Here is a 17,277-nt window from a genome sequence, read left to right as displayed (position 1 = left end):
TATGGAAAATGAATCGAACGCCTCCGGACGCGACCAGCTCGGCCAGCTCGACCAGGTCGCCGACGCGCGCCGCCGCATCGCCACCCACGTCGGGTTCCCCACCGCCTACTGGGTGGTCTACGGCGTCCTGCTCGTCGTGCTGGCCGGACTGCCGATCTGGATGGACCTGCTGGGCGCGGACTACAGCGCCTACCTGTCGTGGGGATTCGCGGTGATCGCCATCGGCTCGGCCTTCTTCACCGCCGCCCGGCGCCGCCGCTCCGGCGTCTACCTGCCCAAGCGCATCGGCTCCTACCCCGGCGCCCGGCCGTTCTGGCTGGCCGCGCTCGGCATCACCGCGGTCGGCTTCGGCGCCATCGCAGTGCTGGTCAGGTACCAGCAGCAGGGGATCGCGCTGCTGGTGCTGCCCGTCGTGGCCGTCGCGGTGTTTGCGGCGCAGGTGAAGACCCGGGCGGCGATGCGGCGCGACCTCGAAGAAGGCCGGGTCCGGCCGTGACGGGTGCGCACCACGAAGGCGACGGGCGCCAACCCCTCTTCGAGACCGGGCCCAGGCTGGCGCTGTGCGCTCTGCTGCAAGGCGCCGAGTGGGTCGACTTCGCGACCGCCCGGGACATGCTGGGCGTCAGCGACTCCGTCCTGTCCAAGCACAGCCGGGCGCTCGAAGAAGCCGGCCACCTCGAAGTGCGCAAGGGCTCGGTCGGGCGCAGGCCGCGGACCTGGTTCCGGCTCACCCCGGAAGGCAGGACCGCGATCAGCAACCACCTGAACTGGCTCTCCGGCCTCCGGGCGGCTTTGGACGGGGAGTGGTGAGGTGGTCCTGCTGCGAGGGGGACGGGTGACGGAACGTCACCACCTGCCTTCGAACCCTGCCCCGCGGGTCGTGTCCCGCGTCCTGTCAGCGGCGAAGCCGCTGGGCCGCCGACCACCGAAGCAGCCCGACCACCGGCGGGTTCTCAGCGGTTCCCCCGCGAGGACGGCGAGTTCGCTGTGCATGGACGTACATGAGAAATCGATCCCGCAGCGAGGGAACCGCTGAGGTTCCGCTACCCCAGTGCTACGCAGCAGAAGTAGAGCGACAGAGCTCAGCGGTCCGCGGCTCGGAGGGCGTTGCCTCGTTCCCAGGGAGCTGCTCGGCCGCGCGGGTCGGTGAGTTCGGGGAGCGCGGAGCGGGAGGGCTTCTCCTCGTCCGCGGAGGTCTCGGCAGCCCCGGTCTCGCCGGTGCCTGCCACCTCGTCCGGTTCCCAGCCCAGCAGGTCCGACACGGAAGCCGACTCGTCCTCGCCGAGCTCGGCGTCGGCGCCGTCGGCGGTGCGCTCCGGCCCGGTGCGCTTTGGCTCGGGGCGCCGCGGCTCGGCGAGCGCGCCCAGCGGATCCGCGGTCTGCTGCGCCACCGCGGTCGGCGTGCGCAGCGGCAACGTGGCACCCCGCACCGGGATCTCCAAACCGGCCGCCATCGCGACCGCGCGGTCCCACTCCGGGTCCCCGCTGTAGTCCGTGTGCCCCAGCACGCCCGGCACCCAGCGGCGGAACGAGAACGGCCCGCGCTGCGGATCCGGCAGCCAGTGGTCCCCGCCGAGCACCAGCGCACCCGTCGGCCCCCGCGTCGCAGGCGGCAGCGGACCCTGCGTCCCGTCCGGCCGCAACCCGACGCCGATCAGCATCCCGTCGAAGACCTGCCGGTTCCAGGTGGTCACCGCGCCGCCCAGCGGATCGGTGCCCCGGCACAGCGACCGCCAGCGCCCGTTCAACGATCCGGCCAGATCCCGCAGCGACCCGTGCGGCACCACCCCCGGGAACGCCCGCGGATAGGCCCACTGCAGCTGGGAACCCGCGGTGACCAGCCCGACCCGTTCCCGGTCGGCCTCCGGCAGCGTCTCCAGCAGCCGCGCGGTCGCCACCGCCGCCAGCAGGCTGCCCTGGCTGTGGCCGACGAGCACCACCCGGGTGTCCGGCTCGGCGAGGTGCTCGGCCGCGCGCGCCGCCAGCTCCGGCACCACCTTCAGCGCGTAGCACGGCGGCACCACCGGGTGCGCCTCGCGCGGCCAGAACAAGGTGAGGTCGCACAGGATTCCCAGGTACCGCCCCGCGGTCCGCTCCTTCGCCGCCAGCTGCACCATCCGCAGCAGCCCCGCCGCGAGCAGACCCAGCGCCAGCACGCCCAGCGCCCGCAGCCAGTCCGCCCACTCGGTGCGCGGGAAACCCCACGCCCGCAGGGCCACCGCCAGCAGCGTGCTCGCGGTCAGCACCGCGGCGACCAGCAGCAGCACGTGGTGCGAGTAGCGGCGCTGCACGTCCGCGGTCCGCCACGAACCCGCCGCGTTGCGCTGGTCCTGCTGCCTGCCCGCGTGCAGCAGCGCCACCTGCTCGGGCACGTCCTCGACCCCGCTCGGCAACCAGCGGCGGACCAGCATCCAGCACCCCAGCGCCAGGCCGCCGACCAGCAGCAGCACCGCCGCGCTGCCCCAGAACAGCGCCACGTCGTCGTAGGCGTCCGGCAACCGCAGCCGCTCCGGACCGCCCAGCGCCTGCCGGAGGCTCAGCGCGAGACCCGCGCCGAAACCGGCGCCCAGCATGCACGCCAGCATCAGCACCGGCGCCGCCATCCAGCCGCCCGCCCACGGGCGCAGCTCCCGCGGCACCGAAGCCCAGCCGGGCCGGGCCAGCAGCGCCGCCGGAACCAGCAGCGCCGCCACCGCCGAGCAGGTCAGCAGCAGTCCCACCGTGATCGCGTCCACGGTCGCCCCGGAACCCGGCAGCGGCGCGTTCAACGGCCCCGGCAGCACCGCCACCGCGAACAGCAGCACCGCGGCGGTCGCGACCACGACGCGGCGCGCGGTGCGGCTGAGCAGCCCGCGCACCACCGCGGCCACCGGGCCGGAACCCATCCCGCTCGGATCGTCCAGCAGCAGCGTGCCGCCCACCGACAGCACCAGCAGCAGTTCGGCGAGGATCCAGCGCGGATCGGGGTTCGGCGTCAGCGGCCCGCCCAGCGCGAGCACCGAGATCACGGCCAGCGCCCCCACCACGTGCAGCGCCCGCAGCGCAGGCGTGTCCGGGTCGGCGACGACGTTCGCGCCCGGCAGCAGCGGGGCCCGCGCCGAGTGCTTGGCGGACTCGGTGCGCCCGCCGAACGTCCGCCACGAACCGGAGACCTGCCACGACACGCTGGAGAGCCGGTGCATCAGCAGCACGACCAGGCCGAGCAGCAGCATCGCCGGTACCGCACGTACCGCCGGCACGAGGCGCAACGACTCCGGCACCTCGTCCAGGCACGGCGAACCGGGGCGCAGGCACTGCGCGGCGAGCAGGTCCAGCAGCACCACGGCCAGCTGCGCGACGAACAGCATCGTCAGCAGCAGCGCGCCCACCCGCAGCAGCGCCCGCAGCAGGCGGGACAGCAGGGCACCGACGCGGTCGCCGGACCGGGGCGGCGGCAGCATCCAGTGCGCCACGTTGCTCAGCGCGAACGGGAACATCAGCGCCCAGCTGGCCTTCGCCCAGCCGCCGGAGGTCATGCCGCCCCACACGTAGCCCTCGACGATCCGGGGCACGGTGCGATCGCCCGCGGTGAGCATCGGGCCGGGCACGGGACGGCGCAGCCGGTCGGCGGGGCGCACGATGCGCCCCACCCCGTCGCCCGCCACGTCGACCGAGGCCACGGAGTCGGTGAGCGCGTCCCCGGTGGTCCCGAGGATGCCGTGCACCCGCAGCTCGACCACGCGGGTGTCGGGCCCCGGTATCTGCACTTGTGCCTCCTGGCCATCGGGTGTTGATCACTTGCCCGTGATTGTCCACCGCAGATCGACTCGTGGCGAGCCCTCGGCCACTCGATTGTGACGGCCTTCGCCCGCGCCTGTCCCGGGTTCGCCGTTGCTCGATCGAAATGCCAGGTCAGCGGATCGAGAAGGGCTTGCGCGCGCACGCAACCGGGCACGTCCGGGTGAGGTGCAGGCGTGTCGCGGGGCAGCGGCCGCGGTGCACCCACCCCCAGCGGGTGCACGGCGGCCGCCGGATGGCGGAACCGACCCCTCCGCGATTCCTCCAGCCGCGATCAGGCCCCGCCGCTCAGGCCGTTGATGTCCCTGGCCTGCCCGATCTGCAGCACCGAGCCGTTGGTGGTGCCCGAGAAGTTGTTGTGCACGACCACCCCGCGCTGCGGCTCCGGCTCCACCGCGCGCCGCTGGTCCTGCTCCAGCCGTTCCCGGTCGACCCGCGCGGCGTCGACGCCGTCGAGCAGTTCCGGGTTCACCGAGTGCTTCGGGGTGTAGAGGTAGGCGTGGTCCTCGAAGTTCTTCACCTTGACCGCGTTCGCGGCGAACTGGGAGGCGCGCTTCTTGACGTAGCCGCCGCGGACGACGTCGGTGAACACCCGCTGGGACAGGATCGCGGCCACGTAGGTGACGTCCGCGTCGGAGGCGGTGAGGATGCGGCGCACCGGTTCCGCGTCGAGCAGCCGGTGGGTCTCGTTCATCGAGGTGGACAGCCCGCTCTCCGGCACCGGCCCGAGGTGGACGCTGGCGCGCAACCGCAGCTTGAGCGCGCGGTCCCGGGCGCGGACGACCTCGTCGTGCTCGTCGAGCACCTCGTTCAGCTCGTCCAGGAACGGGTCCACCAGGAACGGGGTGTCCATCGCGTCGACGCCGAAGTAGTAGCCGTCGCCGGTGGAACTGGCGAACACCTTCGTCTGCCACAGCCGGGAGAGCCCGCACTGCTCCAGTGCCCGCTCCAGCAGCTGCGGGACGTCCCGGCTGAGCCGCTCCTGGTGCGCGCTCGGGCTGAGGCTGAAGTCCTTGGTGTCCACGGCGAACACCGCGCGGTACGGCGGGAGCTGGCTGCTGCGCCGGGCGTTCGGACTGGGTGGCATGTCTCGTCCTTCCTGGAGCGGGAGCACCCGCGGGCCGGTGCTCGCCTGGGACCAGCATCGGGCGGGGGCGCGCGAACCGGCGTCCGATTTCGGACACCGCGGTGAGTGGTCGCGATCACATCTATCGGGATCGGTGGATCTCGTCCAGCAACGCCGCCGGATCGAGCACGTGCACCCCGCCCTGCTCGGTCCGCAGCAGGCCCAGCGCGCGGAAGTCGGCGAGGCTCGCCGCCACCGAACTCCGCGCCAGTCCCAGCAGGTCCGCCAGATCGCGTTGCGGCAGCGGCACGAAGTCGTCCTGCCCGGCGCTGGCCGTCAACCGGCACAGCAGCCACGCCACCTTCGACCGGGCCGACGAGCGGGACAGCTCCGAGATCATGCTGCCGTTCGACCGCAGCTTCATGCTCAAGTAGCCGGTCAGCTGGGTGCCCAGCCCGCGGCGGCGGACGAACGCGGTGAACTCGGGACCGCGCAGCCGCTGCCCGCGGCACTCCACCACCGCGAACGCGCTCGCCGACCGCGGTCGCTCGTCGATGGCGGCCTGCTCTCCGATGGTGTCGCCCGCGGCGCGCAGCGCCAGCAGCGACCGGCCGTGGTCCGCCCGCGCGCCGACCACCTTGCACAGCCCCGAGGTCAGCACGAACACGTGATCGCCGCCCTCGCCCTCGTTGAGCAGCGCCGCACCCGGCGCGCAGCGGAACGGCCCGCCGATGCGCAGCAGCTCGGCCCAGTCCGCGGCGGACAGGTGGTCGCGGAAGCTGCGGTAGTCCTCGTCGAGCGCCACGGTGATCGATTCTGGAGCACCGGATCCGAGGTGGACGATTTTCGCGCCAGGTCAACCCTAATGGCGGTCCGCGGCCCTCGGCTGCGTATCGTCCCCGCCGTGGGGCGGCTGATCGTGATCGAAGGACTGGACGGGGCGGGCAAGCGCACGCTCGTCGACGGGCTCACCGCCCGGCTGCGGGAACGCGGCCGCAGCGTCGCGCACGCCGCCTTCCCCCGCTACACCGCCGACGTGCACGCCGAACTCGTCGCCGAAGCGCTGCACGGCGAGCACGGCGACCTCGGCGCCTCCGTGCACGGGATGGCCGTGCTGTACGCGCTGGACCGGCGCGGCGCCGCCGACGACCTGCGCGCCGACCTCGCCGCGCACGACGTGGTGCTGCTGGACCGCTACGTCGCCTCCAACGCCGCCTACGGCGCCGCCCGGCTGGGCCAGGACGTGGACGGCGACTTCGTGCGCTGGGTGCGGGAGCTGGAGGTGGAGCGCTTCGGGTTGCCGCGCCCCGACCTGCAACTGCTGCTGCAGGTGCCCGCCGACGTCGCCGCCGGGCGCGCCGAGCACCGCGAACGCACCGAGACCCGCCGCCGCGACCGGTTCGAGTCCGACTCCTCGCTGCAGCGGCGCTGCGCCGAGCTCTACGCGCGGCTCGCCGAGACCGGCTGGTGGTCGCCGTGGCTGGTCGTCGACGGCTCCGCGCGGCCCGACCACGAGGCGCTGGCCGCTCGCGTCCTCGGCTGACCGGCCACCGAGCTCCGCGGTGCCGTCGCCCGCGGCCGACTCCCCCGTTCGGCGGTACACCGCGCTCCGCGTTCGGTGCAGGCGCGACGACCTGCGGTGACGATCGGCGGGTGCTGCACGCCCCGGGAGTGAGAAGTGCAACCATGTGGGGCATGAAGGCGCGCGTGCTCGTGGTGGACGACGATCCGGCCCTGGCCGAAATGCTGACCATCGTCCTGCGGGGCGAGGGGTTCGAGACAGCCGTGGTCAGCGACGGCACCAAGGCGATGCCCGCGCTGCGCGAACTGAAACCCGACCTGGTGCTGCTCGACCTCATGCTGCCCGGCATGAACGGCATCGACGTGTGCAAGGCGATCCGCACCGAATCCGTGGTGCCCATCGTCATGCTCACCGCGAAGAGCGACACCGTGGACGTGGTGCTCGGGCTCGAATCCGGCGCCGACGACTACGTCGTCAAGCCCTTCAAGCCGAAGGAGCTCGTCGCGCGGCTGCGCGCCCGGCTGCGCCGCACCGACGCCGAACCCGCCGAGGTCCTCGCCATCGGCGACCTCAGCATCGACGTCCCCGGCCACGAGGTCACCCGCGACGGCGTGCCCATCGCGCTCACGCCCCTGGAGTTCGACCTGCTCGTGGCGCTGGCCCGCAAACCGCGCCAGGTGTTCACCCGCGAAGTGCTGCTCGAACAGGTCTGGGGCTACCGGCACGCCGCCGACACCCGCCTGGTCAACGTCCACGTGCAACGGCTGCGGTCCAAGGTCGAGCGCGACCCGGAACGGCCCGAGGTGGTGCTGACGGTCCGCGGCGTCGGGTACAAGGCCGGCCCCCCGTGATCCGGAGACCGGCGCGTTGAGCGGATGGGCGAGCCGGGGCGGCGTGCTGCACCGGTGGGGGGCGCGCGCCCGCGTCGAGGTCCGCGAGCGCTGGCAGCGCTTCGAACGCGTGTGGCGGCGGTCCATGCAGCTGCGCGTCGTCGTCAGCACGCTCGCGCTGTCGTCCGTGGTCATCTGCGTGCTCGGGATGGTGCTGCAGACGCAGATCACCTACCAGCTGATGACCGCGAAGGAAGACGCCGCGATCTCGCAGGTCCGCTACAGCCTGCCCGTGCTGGAACGCGAGCTGACCGCGGTCGACCCGAACTCCGACGACGTCTCCCAGCAGCTCGAACAAGCGCTCAACCGGCTCACCACGCCCAACTCGGGACGTCCCAGCACCGAAGCCTCCGCGGGCGCCTTCGACCCGGTGCTCGTCGACGGCTCCGACGCCGAATCCGAGGCGCAGCCCTCCGCCGGTCCCATCGACGACGTGCCCGAGGAACTGCGCCGGTTCGTCGAGCAGGGCGAGCTCGCCAAGCAGATCACCACCGTGCAGCGCGGACCCGAGCCGGTCACGATGCTCGTCGTCGGCACCCCCGTGGACAGCTCGACCCGGTCCTTGCAGGCCTACCTGTTGTTCCCGCTGACGTCCGAGAAGGACACCCTCAACGTCGTGCAGAGCACGCTGCTCGTCGGCGGTCTCGTGCTCGTGGTGCTGCTCGGCGCCATCACCAACCTCGTCACCCGCCAAGTGGTGCGCCCCGTGCGGCAGGCCGCGGAGAACGCCGCGCGGCTCGCCGACGGCGACCTCGACCAGCGGATGCGGGTGATCGGCGAGGACGACGTGGCCCGGCTGGCCGAATCCTTCAACGAGATGGCCGACAGCCTCAAGCAGCAGATCAAGCAGCTGGAGGAGTTCGGCCAGCTGCAGCGCCGCTTCACCTCCGACGTCTCGCACGAACTGCGCACCCCGCTGACCACCGTCCGGATGGCCGCCGACGTGCTGCACGCCTCCCGCGAGCAGTTCCCGCCCGGGCTGGCCCGCTCCACCGAACTCCTCGTCGACGAGCTCGACCGGTTCGAATCGCTGCTCGCCGACCTGCTGGAGATCTCCCGGCTCGACGCGGGCGTCGCCGAACTCTCCGCGGAACCGCTCGACCTGCCCGCCATCGTGCAGCGCGCCGTCGACTCGGTGCGCGGCATCGCCGAGACCAGCGGCGTCCCGCTGCGCGTCGAAGTGCCCGCCGTCGACCTCGACCTCGTCGCGGACGCGCGCCGCGTCGAGCGGATCGTGCGCAACCTCATCGCCAACGCCATCGACCACGCCGAAGGCGGACCCGTCGAAGTGCGCTTCGGCGCCGGCCAGGACGCCGTCGCCGTCAGCATCCGCGACTACGGCGTCGGCCTGCGGCCCGGCGAAGCGGAACTCGTGTTCACCCGGTTCTGGCGCGCCGACCCGTCCCGCAACCGGCGCACCGGCGGCACCGGGCTCGGCCTGTCCATCAGCTCCGAGGACGCCCGGCTGCACGGCGGCGTGCTCGACGCGTGGGGCGAGCCGGGCTCCGGATCCTGCTTCCGGCTCACCCTGCCGCGCGAACCCGGCCGCGAGTTCGGCGAAAGCCCGCTGGCCCTGCCGTCGGGACGACGCATCGCCGCACCCGGCGCGCTGCTCGCCCGCACCGTCGACGCGCACGCCGACGGCGAACCCGACGGCGAACCTGCCGTCCGCGACACCGGCCCGGCACGGTTGTCCGAACCGGCCCCGGCCGAGCCCCCGCCGCACGCCCGGCCGGCCCGGGCACGGCTCGAACCGGGACGTTCCGACCGGGCCGGGGAACAGGTCGCCGAACGAGGTGGGGAGGACCCGAGATGATCAGCCGCCGGCTCGTCGCGCTCGCCGTGGCGGTGCTCCCGCTCGCCGCCTGCGCCTCCATCCCGGAACGCTCCGACCCGATGGCCGTGCCGCTGACCGACCACGGCGTCTCCCGCACCACCACGCCGGAACCGCCGCGCGCCACCGATCCCGTCGACATCGTGCGCAGCTTCGTCGACTCCGGCTCCACCCGGGAGACCGGCTACGCGTTCGCCCGCACCCACCTCATCCCCGAAGCCGAGCGGCGCTGGGAACCGGCGAGCTCGGTGCTCATCGTCGACAACATCGACACCATTCCGGTGCCCCCCGCCCCGGGCCAGCCCGACGGGGAACGCCTCGTCAGCCTGCAAGCGGACCGGGTCGGGCGGCTGCGCGCCGATTCCTCCTTCGTGCCCGAGACCGGGCCGTACGAAGTGCGCGTCCCCGTGCAGCGGGGCCGGGACGGCCGGTGGCTGATCGCCGTGCCGCCGTCCGACATGGTCATCAGCCGCACCTCGTTCGAGAACGACTTCATGCCGGTGCCGATCTACTTCGCCGACCACGACGGCGCCGGCGTCGTCCCCGACCTGCGGTGGATCGGATCGCAACCCGACAGCACGCTGCCGCGGCGCGTCGTCGAGCTGCTCATCGGCGGCCCGTCCGAGGGCTTCGAGAAGGCGATGGGCAGCAAGCTGCCGCCGAACGCGAGCCTCAAGACCAACGCCACCGAAGCCGACGACGGTGCGCTCGTGGTCAACCTCGGCGAACTCGGCGAACCCGACCTCGAAGCCCGCCGGATGATCGCCGCCCAGGTGGTGCTGTCGCTGCAGAGCGTCAGCAAGGCGCGCGTCCGGCTCCAGGAGGACGGGGTCGAGCTGCTGCCCGGCGAGCGGGACCTGCAACCCGCCGACGTCGCCTCCTACGAGAGCGACAACGCGTTGCGCCCCGGCACGCCCGGCCTCGTCGTGATCGGTGAACGGTTGCACGCGCTCGACGAGGACACCCGGCCCGTGCCCGGCCCCGCGGGGTCCGGCGCGCTGGAAGTCCTGCAAGGCGCGCAATCCATCGACGGCACCCGGCTCGCGGCGGCCACCCGCAACCCGTCCGGCCAGGTCGACCTGCGGATCGGCGCGTACGGCTCCGCCGACCTGCCCGCGGTCCCGCTCACCGGCAGCTTCATGTCCCGCCCCACCTGGCGCGACGACAACGAGGTGTGGACCGTGGTCAACGGGCGCGGGGTGTTCCGCGCGATCGAGGAGAACGGCAGCTGGACCGTCCGGCCGGTCGACGTCGCCGAGTTCGCAGGCGGACGGGAGATCAAGGAGCTGCGGCTCTCGCACGACGGGACCCGGGCCGTCGGCGTCGTCGACGGGACCATCGTCGTCGCCGGGGTCGTCGACGAGGACGGCCGCGTCGCGCTGCGGCACCCCGTGGTGCTCGGCGCCGACCGCGGCTTCGACGTCACCCACGTCGACTGGCTCACCGACCGGTCGCTCGTCGCCACCACCGACGGGTCCTCCCCGGTCATGGAGGTGTCCGTCGACGGGTTCAAGTGGACCGGGTACGCCTCCGCGAACCTCACCCAGCCGATCAACGCCGTCACCGTCGGTCCCGGCAAGCGGGTCGTCGTCGCCGACCAGAGCTGGCTGTGGGAGGCGGGGGAGCCGAAGGCGGTGTGGAGCGTGCTGCCCGGCCAGATCGGCGGGAACTCGATCCCGTTCTTCCCCGGCTGATCCTGGCCCTGCCGCGTCGACGGGCGGGTGGCGGAGCCTCGGCGGGTTCCCCGCCGCGGGAACGGTCGTCACCGGTGGCTGCGCCGCAGGAGGCGACGCCGTCCCCGCGAGGACACCGCTGGACCCGCGGGGGTCCTGCTGATCCGGTGGTCGGCTGTGGGATCGACCGCCCCGGTTCGGCGGTGCCGCCGACTCGCTCCGGTGTGTCGGATGGGGAGATCGCGCAGGATCGGGGCGTGCGTGGATCGGGTGAGCAGTGGGGGAGAGCGGGCGGGGCCGTCGCGGTCGCGATCGGCGGACTGGTGGACCGGGTGCTGCCGCTGCGGTGCGCGGGGTGCGCGCGGCCCGGCACCGGGTGGTGCACCGGCTGCGGGCGGGAACTCGGCGGGCTGCGCAAGGTGGTCCGCGAGCTGCCCGCGCCGCCCGGCGCTCGTGCCCCGATGCCGCCGGTGTTCGCGCTCGGCCGGTACCGCGGCGCGGCGCGGCGCGCCATCATCGCCTACAAGGTCGCCGGCCGCCGCGACCTGGCCGAACCCTTCGGTCGCGCGCTCGCCGACGGGCTCGGCGGAATCACCGGGTGGGCACCGGAGCTCGTGCCCGCCGCCCGGGCGGCGCATGCGTCCGCCGGGCCGTCCGGTCCGGACCGAGCGGTCGAGGCCCCGCGCTGGAACCTGGTGCCCGCCCCGTCGCGCCCGATCACCTCGCGCCGCCGGGGCGGCGCGCACATGAGCCGGGTGGCGCGCCGGGCCGCCGCCGCGCTCGCCGACCGCGGCACGGACGCGACCGTCGCCGACTGCCTGACCACCGGACCGGGCGCCCGTGACTCGGCGGGCCGCACCGCGCAGCAGCGGCTGCACGATCTGGCGGGCCGCTCGGCGGTGCTGCCGGACCGCGCGCCCCCGCCGGGAGAACCGGTGCTGCTGGTCGACGACGTGCTCACCACCGGCGCCACGGTCGCGAGCTCGGTGGGTGCGCTGGCGGTCCACGGCGTGCCGGTCACCGCCGTCCTGGTGCTGACCGCGACCGGCGGTTGACCCGTTCGTGCGGACCGGCATCCGGGTGGAACTCCGCCCGGCCCTTCGTTCGTTCAGTGGGTATGAGCAGTCGACAGGATCCGGCGCCGGGCGCCGCGCCCGGCGGGGACCGGGCATCGCGCCCGTTGCGGCACGTAGCCGCAAGTCGATCTAGCTTCCCCCGAACGAGTGAGACGAGTGGGATGGGACACGCCGACGAAACGCGTTGGGCAAGCCTCGCGCGTCGCCCGCTCAGCCCCGCACATCACGCTCGGTGGCGGCTTGACGTCGCCCGTCTCGGGGGCTGTTTCCCGTTGGCGAAGTTAGCTAACGTGCCTGCATTCAGTCGTACCCGGGCTTTCGGGAAGGAGTGAGAACCCCATGTCCCTGGCGCCGGAAGCGAGCTGAGAACACCGCTGCACCGGCGCCTCCGTGCGGACACGTCCACGGGATGTACGCGAGGAACGGAGGTCGTGAATGGACATCGTCGTCAAGGGTCGCAACGTTGAGGTTCCCGAGCACTACCGGGAGCACATCGCTGAGAAGCTGACCCGGCTGGAGCGCTACGACAGGAAGACCATTCGGGCGGACGTGGAGCTGTTCCACGAACGCAACCCGCGACAGGCGAAGAGCTGCCAGCGCGTCGAGATCACCCTGAAGAGCCGCGGTCCCGCAGTGCGGGCCGAAGCGTGCGCAGGTGACTTCTACGCCGCGCTCGACTCGGCGACGAGCAAGCTGGAGAACCGGCTCCGCCGCATGCACGACCGCAGAAAGGTCCACTACGGCCGGCACAAGTCCACCTCCGTCGCCGAGGCCACCTCGGCGAACACCTCCCAGACCGTCGCGGCGGCGGGTTCCAGCGCCGTCGGATTGCTCGAAGCCCCCGCGGAGGAAGCAGTGGAAGCCGACGTCGACATCGACCTCCCCGCAGGAACCGGCGCGACCGGGACCGGCCGCGGTGTCCCCCAGCCGCGCGGCAGCTCCGACGACGGCTACGAACCGGGCCGGATCGTCCGGGAGAAGGAGCACACCGCCACACCCATGACCGTCGACCAAGCCCTCTACGAGATGGAACTGGTCGGCCACGACTTCTACCTGTTCTCCGACGCCGACACCGGCTGCGCGAGCGTGGTGTACCGGCGCCGAGGATTCGACTACGGGGTGATCCGGCTGGCAGGCTGACCCGATGATCGACCGGGCGTCCGGCGAGTCTGCGCCAGCGCCCGACCCCGCCGACCGTCCCCCGCGTACCGTGTGCGCGGGGGACGGTCGCCGTCCGGGGCCCGGTACCGACCGATCGCTCCTCGGGAATCGCCCACCGGGTGACCCGGCTCTAATACGATGACCACAAGGCGTCCTTGACGGGCGCATCACGATCAGCTAGTGAGGTCGACCGGATGGTCCTGTCCCGACTGCTCCGCGCCGGCGAGGGCAAGACGCTCAAGCGCCTCCGCGCCATCGCGAAGCACATCAACGAGCTCGAAGACGAAGTGCTCGCGCTCTCCGACGCAGAACTGCGGGCCAAGACCGACGAGTTCAAGCGCCGCTACAACGACGGCGAGACCCTGGACGAACTGCTTCCCGAGGCGTTCACGGTGGCACGCGAAGGTGCGCACCGCACTCTCGGCCAGCGGCACTACGACGTCCAGCTCATGGGTGGCGCGGCCCTGCACCTCGGCCAGATCGCCGAGATGCGCACCGGTGAGGGCAAGACCCTGACCTGCGTCCTGCCCGCCTACCTGAACGCCATCGCGGGCAAGGGCGTCCACGTCGTCACGGTCAACGACTACCTGGCCAAGCGCGACTCCGACTGGATGGGCCGCGTGCACCGCTTCCTGGGGCTCGACGTCGGTGCGATCACCGCCGACATGACCCCGGAGCAGCGCCGTGCCGCCTACGAAGCGGACATCACCTACGGCACGAACAACGAGTTCGGCTTCGACTACCTGCGCGACAACATGGCGTGGAGCCTGTCCGACTGCGTGCAGCGCGGGCACTTCTTCTCCATCGTCGACGAGGTCGACTCGATCCTCATCGACGAGGCCCGCACGCCGCTGATCATCTCCGGCCCCGCCGACCAGTCCTCGCGCTGGTACCAGGAGTTCGCGCGGCTCGCGCCGATGCTGCACAAGGACGTCCACTACGAGGTCGACGAGCGCAAGCGCACCGTCGGCGTCACCGAGGACGGCGTCACGATCATCGAGGACCAGCTCGGGATCGAGAACCTCTACGAGGCCGCGAACACCCCGCTGGTCGGCTACCTGAACAACGCGCTCAAGGCCAAGGAGCTCTACAAGCGCGACAAGGACTACATCGTCCGCGACGGCGAAGTCACCATCGTCGACGAGTTCACCGGCCGAATCCTGCACGGTCGCCGCTACAACGAGGGCATGCACCAGGCGATCGAGGCCAAGGAAGGCGTCGAGATCAAGGCCGAGAACCAGACGCTGGCCACGATCACGCTGCAGAACTACTTCCGCCTCTACGAGAAGCTGGCCGGCATGACCGGTACGGCCCAGACGGAGGCCGCGGAGTTCCAGGGCACCTACAAGCTCGGCGTCGTCAGCATCCCGACGAACGAGCCGATGGCCCGCAAGGACCAGCCCGACCTGGTCTACAAGAGCGAGGCCGCCAAGTTCGAGGCCGTCGCCGAGGACATCGAGGAGAAGCACCGCACCGGGCAGCCGGTGCTGGTCGGCACCACCAGCGTCGAGCGCTCCGAGCACCTGGCGAAGCTGCTGACGAAGAAGGGCGTGCCGCACAGCGTGCTCAACGCCAAGCACCACGAGTCGGAGGCGGGCATCGTCGCCGAGGCGGGGCGCAAGGGCGCGGTCACGGTCGCCACCAACATGGCTGGCCGCGGTACCGACATCGTGCTCGGCGGCAACGTCGACCACATCGCCGACGCCGAGCTGCGGCGCCACGGCCTCGACCCGGTGCAGCACCGCGAGCAGTACGAGGCGGAGTGGCCGGGCGTCGTCGAGAAGGTCAAGGCCCAGGTGAAGGCGGAGGCCGAAGAGGTCCGCGCCGCGGGCGGCCTGTACGTGCTGGGCACCGAGCGGCACGAGTCGCGCCGCATCGACAACCAGCTGCGCGGTCGTTCCGGCCGCCAGGGCGACCCCGGTGAGTCCCGCTTCTACCTGTCGCTCGGTGACGAGCTGATGCGCCGGTTCAACGCGGCCATGGTCGAGACGGTGATGACCCGGCTGAAGGTGCCGGACGACGTGCCGATCGAGAACGGCATGGTCACCAAGGCCATCCGCAGCGCTCAGACCCAGGTCGAGCAGCAGAACATGGAGATCCGCAAGAACGTCCTCAAGTACGACGAGGTCATGAACCAGCAGCGCACGGTGATCTACGCCGAGCGCCGCCGGGTCCTGGAGGGCGAGGACCTGCGCGAGCAGGTCCGCCACATGATCAAGGACGTGACCGCGGCCTACGTCGGCGGCGCCACCGCCGAGGGCTACGCCGAGGACTGGGACTTCGACAAGCTCTGGACGGCGCTGAAGGCGCTGTACCCGGTCCAGCTGGACTGGGAAGAGCTGGTCGAGTCCGAGGAGGACGTCAGCAAGGAGCTGCTCCAGGAAGCCGTCCTCAACGACGCCTGGGACGCCTACGACCGCCGCGAGGCCGAGGTCGACGGCAAGGTCGGCACGGGCGCCATGCGTGAGCTGGAGCGCCGGGTGGTGCTGAGCGTGCTGGACCGCAAGTGGCGCGAGCACCTCTACGAGATGGACTACCTGAAGGAAGGCATCGGACTGCGTGCCATGGCGCAGCGCGACCCGCTGGTGGAGTACCGGCGGGAAGGCTTCGACATGTTCCACGCGATGCTGGAGGCGTTGAAGGAGGAGTCGATCAGCTTCTTGTTCAACGTGCAGGTGGAGGCGGCCGAGCCGGAGCCCGCTCCGGAGCAGCCGTCGGTGCCGGTGTCGGTGAGCCGTTCCGACGGGTCCGACTTCCCGACCGACGTGCAGCCGGCCGTCGCGCGCGAACCGCGGGGCGCCGCCGCTGCGCAGCCGACCGGCGAGGCCGCGCAGCCGCGGTCCAAGCGCGCCAGGGCGGCCGGACCGGCGATGAGCCAGCTCGGCGGTGGCACGGTCGGTGGCGACGGCACGCAGAACGCGTTCGGCGGGCAGGGCTTCGGCGCTCCGCCGCAGCGTCCGCGGCTGAACTACTCCGGCCCCAGCGAGTCGGGCGAGGTGCGCACCAACACCGAGCGCGGCACCGGTGAGGACGCCAACGGCGGTACCCGGCGCGAGCGCCGTGCCGCGGCCCGGGAAGAGGCCAAGAAGAACAAGCGGAACTGACCTTCCGCCCGAAGCACCACCGCGGGGGGGCGCACTCCCCGTCGAGTGCGGGCCCCCGTCGTGTCGGGGCCCGGCTTTCAGACGGCGGCCAGGAAGGTGCACAGCCATCCCGCCTCACCCCGCTCCCAGCGCAGCACGACCGCGCGGGTCCGCTTCGGAGAGGAGATGACCGCGCAGCCCTCGACCAGGTCCGCGCCCACCGGACGCGCGTGCAGGGAGTGCAGCCGGGCCCGCGGCTCGTGCAGGACCTGCCGCAGCGCGTTCGACTTGAGCAGGGCGTGCACGGCGGGGGAGATCCGGGACTTGATCTGGCTGAGCGGCCGACGACCGAGCAGCACGTCCACCACCGGTTCGCCGAGCCTGGCCGCGAGCGCGCCGGAGCTGCGGTCGGCCGGTGCACCGGCCGGGTTGGCGAACAGGGTGCGCCGTGGAACGGCCGGCGCTCGTTCCGGGGCCGTGCGTTCCGGGACCGTGCGTTCTCGGGCCGGGCGGACCGGAGCCGGGATGACCGCGGAAGCGTGGACCGGGTGACCGGGAACCGCGTGCACCGGTTCTCGGCGGACCGGGTTCCCGGTGGAGCGAGCAGTGGGCGGCAGCGGTGTGGCGGGGGCGGGCATGGCACCTCCAGGGCGGTTCGCGGCGACCGGAGTCGGCCGGTCTCGTGGGGTAGAGGGCCGAGACCCCGGATCGCGGTCGTCTCCCGGCGAGATCGCCCCGAAGGTGTGAGCCGAGGCCCGAGCCGGCGCAACCCGGCGTTCATCCGCCGTGACCTGCGATTTCCCCTTAAGAGGGGGGTGGTGTTCAGGGCCCTGTGGGCGTCCTGTAGATTTCTTTCTGCCAGCACGGAACGGGCCGAAAACGAATCGGGCCGGGTGCGGCGGGGTCGCGAAACGGGCTTCCAGGTGACTGGTAGAGTGAGTGACCTGATGGATCAACTCTAAACGGCAGGCCGGTGGCGGATGTTTCGCCTGTGGGTGTGGCGGGATGCGGGAACGCGGAACTGACCCCCCTGAAACGGCCGGAAATCGGGCCTGCTAGAGTTTGGAACATCGCAAGAACGAAAGACGGAATGAACTGACTCCCCGGAGTTCGCGGCCCTGAATGCAGGGGTTGTGGGTGATGGTGTGGGTGTGTTCTTTGAGAACTCAACAGCGTGCCGATGATGGTGAGTGGT

At 72.2% G+C, this 17,277-nt stretch carries 13 protein-coding genes; 9 read left to right on the top strand and 4 right to left on the bottom strand.

Features of this window, described 5'->3' with window-relative positions; genetic code table 11:
- Window position 1: 1 nt before the first annotated feature.
- Complete coding sequence (locus LCD35_RS23075; RefSeq protein ID WP_224959267.1) at window positions 2-496, top strand: hypothetical protein; 495 nt, start codon at window positions 2-4, stop codon at window positions 494-496.
- Window positions 493-810, top strand: a complete 318-nt coding sequence (locus LCD35_RS23070; protein WP_224959266.1) for a transcriptional regulator — start codon at window positions 493-495, stop codon at window positions 808-810. The genes LCD35_RS23075 and LCD35_RS23070 overlap by 4 nt, the downstream gene beginning before the upstream one ends.
- A gap of 272 nt (window positions 811-1,082) precedes the next feature.
- On the opposite strand, the gene LCD35_RS23065 is transcribed toward LCD35_RS23070, so the two are convergent.
- The 3 genes from LCD35_RS23065 to LCD35_RS23055 all read right to left on the bottom strand — a co-directional run bounded on the left by LCD35_RS23065 (window position 1,083) and on the right by LCD35_RS23055 (window position 5,648).
- Window positions 1,083-3,746, bottom strand: coding sequence for a hypothetical protein (locus tag LCD35_RS23065; RefSeq protein ID WP_224959265.1), 2,664 nt, complete (start codon window positions 3,744-3,746; stop codon window positions 1,083-1,085).
- 305 nt (window positions 3,747-4,051) lie between these two features.
- On the bottom strand, window positions 4,052-4,864 hold the full coding sequence (locus LCD35_RS23060; RefSeq protein ID WP_224959263.1) for a hypothetical protein: 813 nt from the start codon (window positions 4,862-4,864) through the stop codon (window positions 4,052-4,054).
- Window positions 4,865-4,985: 121 nt separating this feature from the next.
- On the bottom strand, window positions 4,986-5,648 hold the full coding sequence (locus tag LCD35_RS23055) for a Crp/Fnr family transcriptional regulator (RefSeq protein WP_224959262.1): 663 nt from the start codon (window positions 5,646-5,648) through the stop codon (window positions 4,986-4,988).
- 99 nt (window positions 5,649-5,747) lie between these two features.
- On the opposite strand from LCD35_RS23055, the gene LCD35_RS23050 reads away from it, so the two are divergent.
- From LCD35_RS23050 to secA, 7 genes are all read left to right on the top strand, one after another.
- A complete protein-coding gene (locus LCD35_RS23050; RefSeq protein WP_224959261.1) occupies window positions 5,748-6,386 on the top strand; it encodes a dTMP kinase in 639 nt (212 codons plus the stop codon).
- Between the two features lie 152 nt (window positions 6,387-6,538).
- Window positions 6,539-7,216: an MtrAB system response regulator MtrA gene (gene mtrA / locus LCD35_RS23045; RefSeq protein WP_224959260.1), complete on the top strand. Its 678-nt coding sequence runs from the start codon at window positions 6,539-6,541 to the stop codon at window positions 7,214-7,216.
- A gap of 16 nt (window positions 7,217-7,232) precedes the next feature.
- Window positions 7,233-9,071: an MtrAB system histidine kinase MtrB gene (gene mtrB / locus LCD35_RS23040; protein WP_255615415.1), complete on the top strand. Its 1,839-nt coding sequence runs from the start codon at window positions 7,233-7,235 to the stop codon at window positions 9,069-9,071.
- Window positions 9,068-10,783 carry an LpqB family beta-propeller domain-containing protein gene (locus LCD35_RS23035; protein WP_224977587.1) on the top strand — a complete coding sequence of 572 codons (1,716 nt, stop codon included), beginning with the start codon at window positions 9,068-9,070 and terminating at the stop codon, window positions 10,781-10,783. Before mtrB ends, LCD35_RS23035 begins: the two co-directional genes overlap by 4 nt.
- Window positions 10,784-11,019: 236 nt before the next feature.
- A complete protein-coding gene (locus tag LCD35_RS23030; RefSeq protein WP_224977588.1) occupies window positions 11,020-11,817 on the top strand; it encodes a ComF family protein in 798 nt (265 codons plus the stop codon).
- 456 nt (window positions 11,818-12,273) lie between these two features.
- Window positions 12,274-12,978: a ribosome hibernation-promoting factor, HPF/YfiA family gene (gene hpf, locus LCD35_RS23025; RefSeq protein WP_224959257.1), complete on the top strand. Its 705-nt coding sequence runs from the start codon at window positions 12,274-12,276 to the stop codon at window positions 12,976-12,978.
- A gap of 215 nt (window positions 12,979-13,193) precedes the next feature.
- Window positions 13,194-16,103, top strand: coding sequence for a preprotein translocase subunit SecA (gene secA, locus LCD35_RS23020; protein WP_224967516.1), 2,910 nt, complete (start codon window positions 13,194-13,196; stop codon window positions 16,101-16,103).
- Between the two features lie 77 nt (window positions 16,104-16,180).
- Here secA and LCD35_RS23015 read toward each other — a convergent pair whose 3' ends face one another.
- Window positions 16,181-16,720: an Rv3235 family protein gene (locus tag LCD35_RS23015; protein ID WP_224959255.1), complete on the bottom strand. Its 540-nt coding sequence runs from the start codon at window positions 16,718-16,720 to the stop codon at window positions 16,181-16,183.
- Between the last annotated feature and the right edge of the window lie 557 nt (window positions 16,721-17,277).

The organism is Saccharopolyspora sp. 6V (genome assembly GCF_020176785.1).
GTDB lineage: Bacteria > Actinomycetota > Actinomycetes > Mycobacteriales > Pseudonocardiaceae > Saccharopolyspora_C > Saccharopolyspora_C gregorii.
This window is presented reverse-complemented; position numbering and strand designations above follow the sequence as displayed.

What these genes read in the sequence shown, in the direction of transcription:
- LCD35_RS23075 (WP_224959267.1), top strand. Translation starts at nt 2, where the DNA reads ATGGAAAATGAATCGAACGCCTCCGGACGCGACCAGCTCGGCCAGCTC.
- LCD35_RS23060 (WP_224959263.1), bottom strand. Translation starts at nt 4,864, where the DNA reads ATGCCACCCAGTCCGAACGCCCGGCGCAGCAGCCAGCTCCCGCCGTAC.
- mtrA (WP_224959260.1), top strand. Translation starts at nt 6,539, where the DNA reads ATGAAGGCGCGCGTGCTCGTGGTGGACGACGATCCGGCCCTGGCCGAA.
- LCD35_RS23035 (WP_224977587.1), top strand. Translation starts at nt 9,068, where the DNA reads ATGATCAGCCGCCGGCTCGTCGCGCTCGCCGTGGCGGTGCTCCCGCTC.
- hpf (WP_224959257.1), top strand. Translation starts at nt 12,274, where the DNA reads ATGGACATCGTCGTCAAGGGTCGCAACGTTGAGGTTCCCGAGCACTAC.
- secA (WP_224967516.1), top strand. Translation starts at nt 13,194, where the DNA reads ATGGTCCTGTCCCGACTGCTCCGCGCCGGCGAGGGCAAGACGCTCAAG.
- LCD35_RS23015 (WP_224959255.1), bottom strand. Translation starts at nt 16,720, where the DNA reads ATGCCCGCCCCCGCCACACCGCTGCCGCCCACTGCTCGCTCCACCGGG.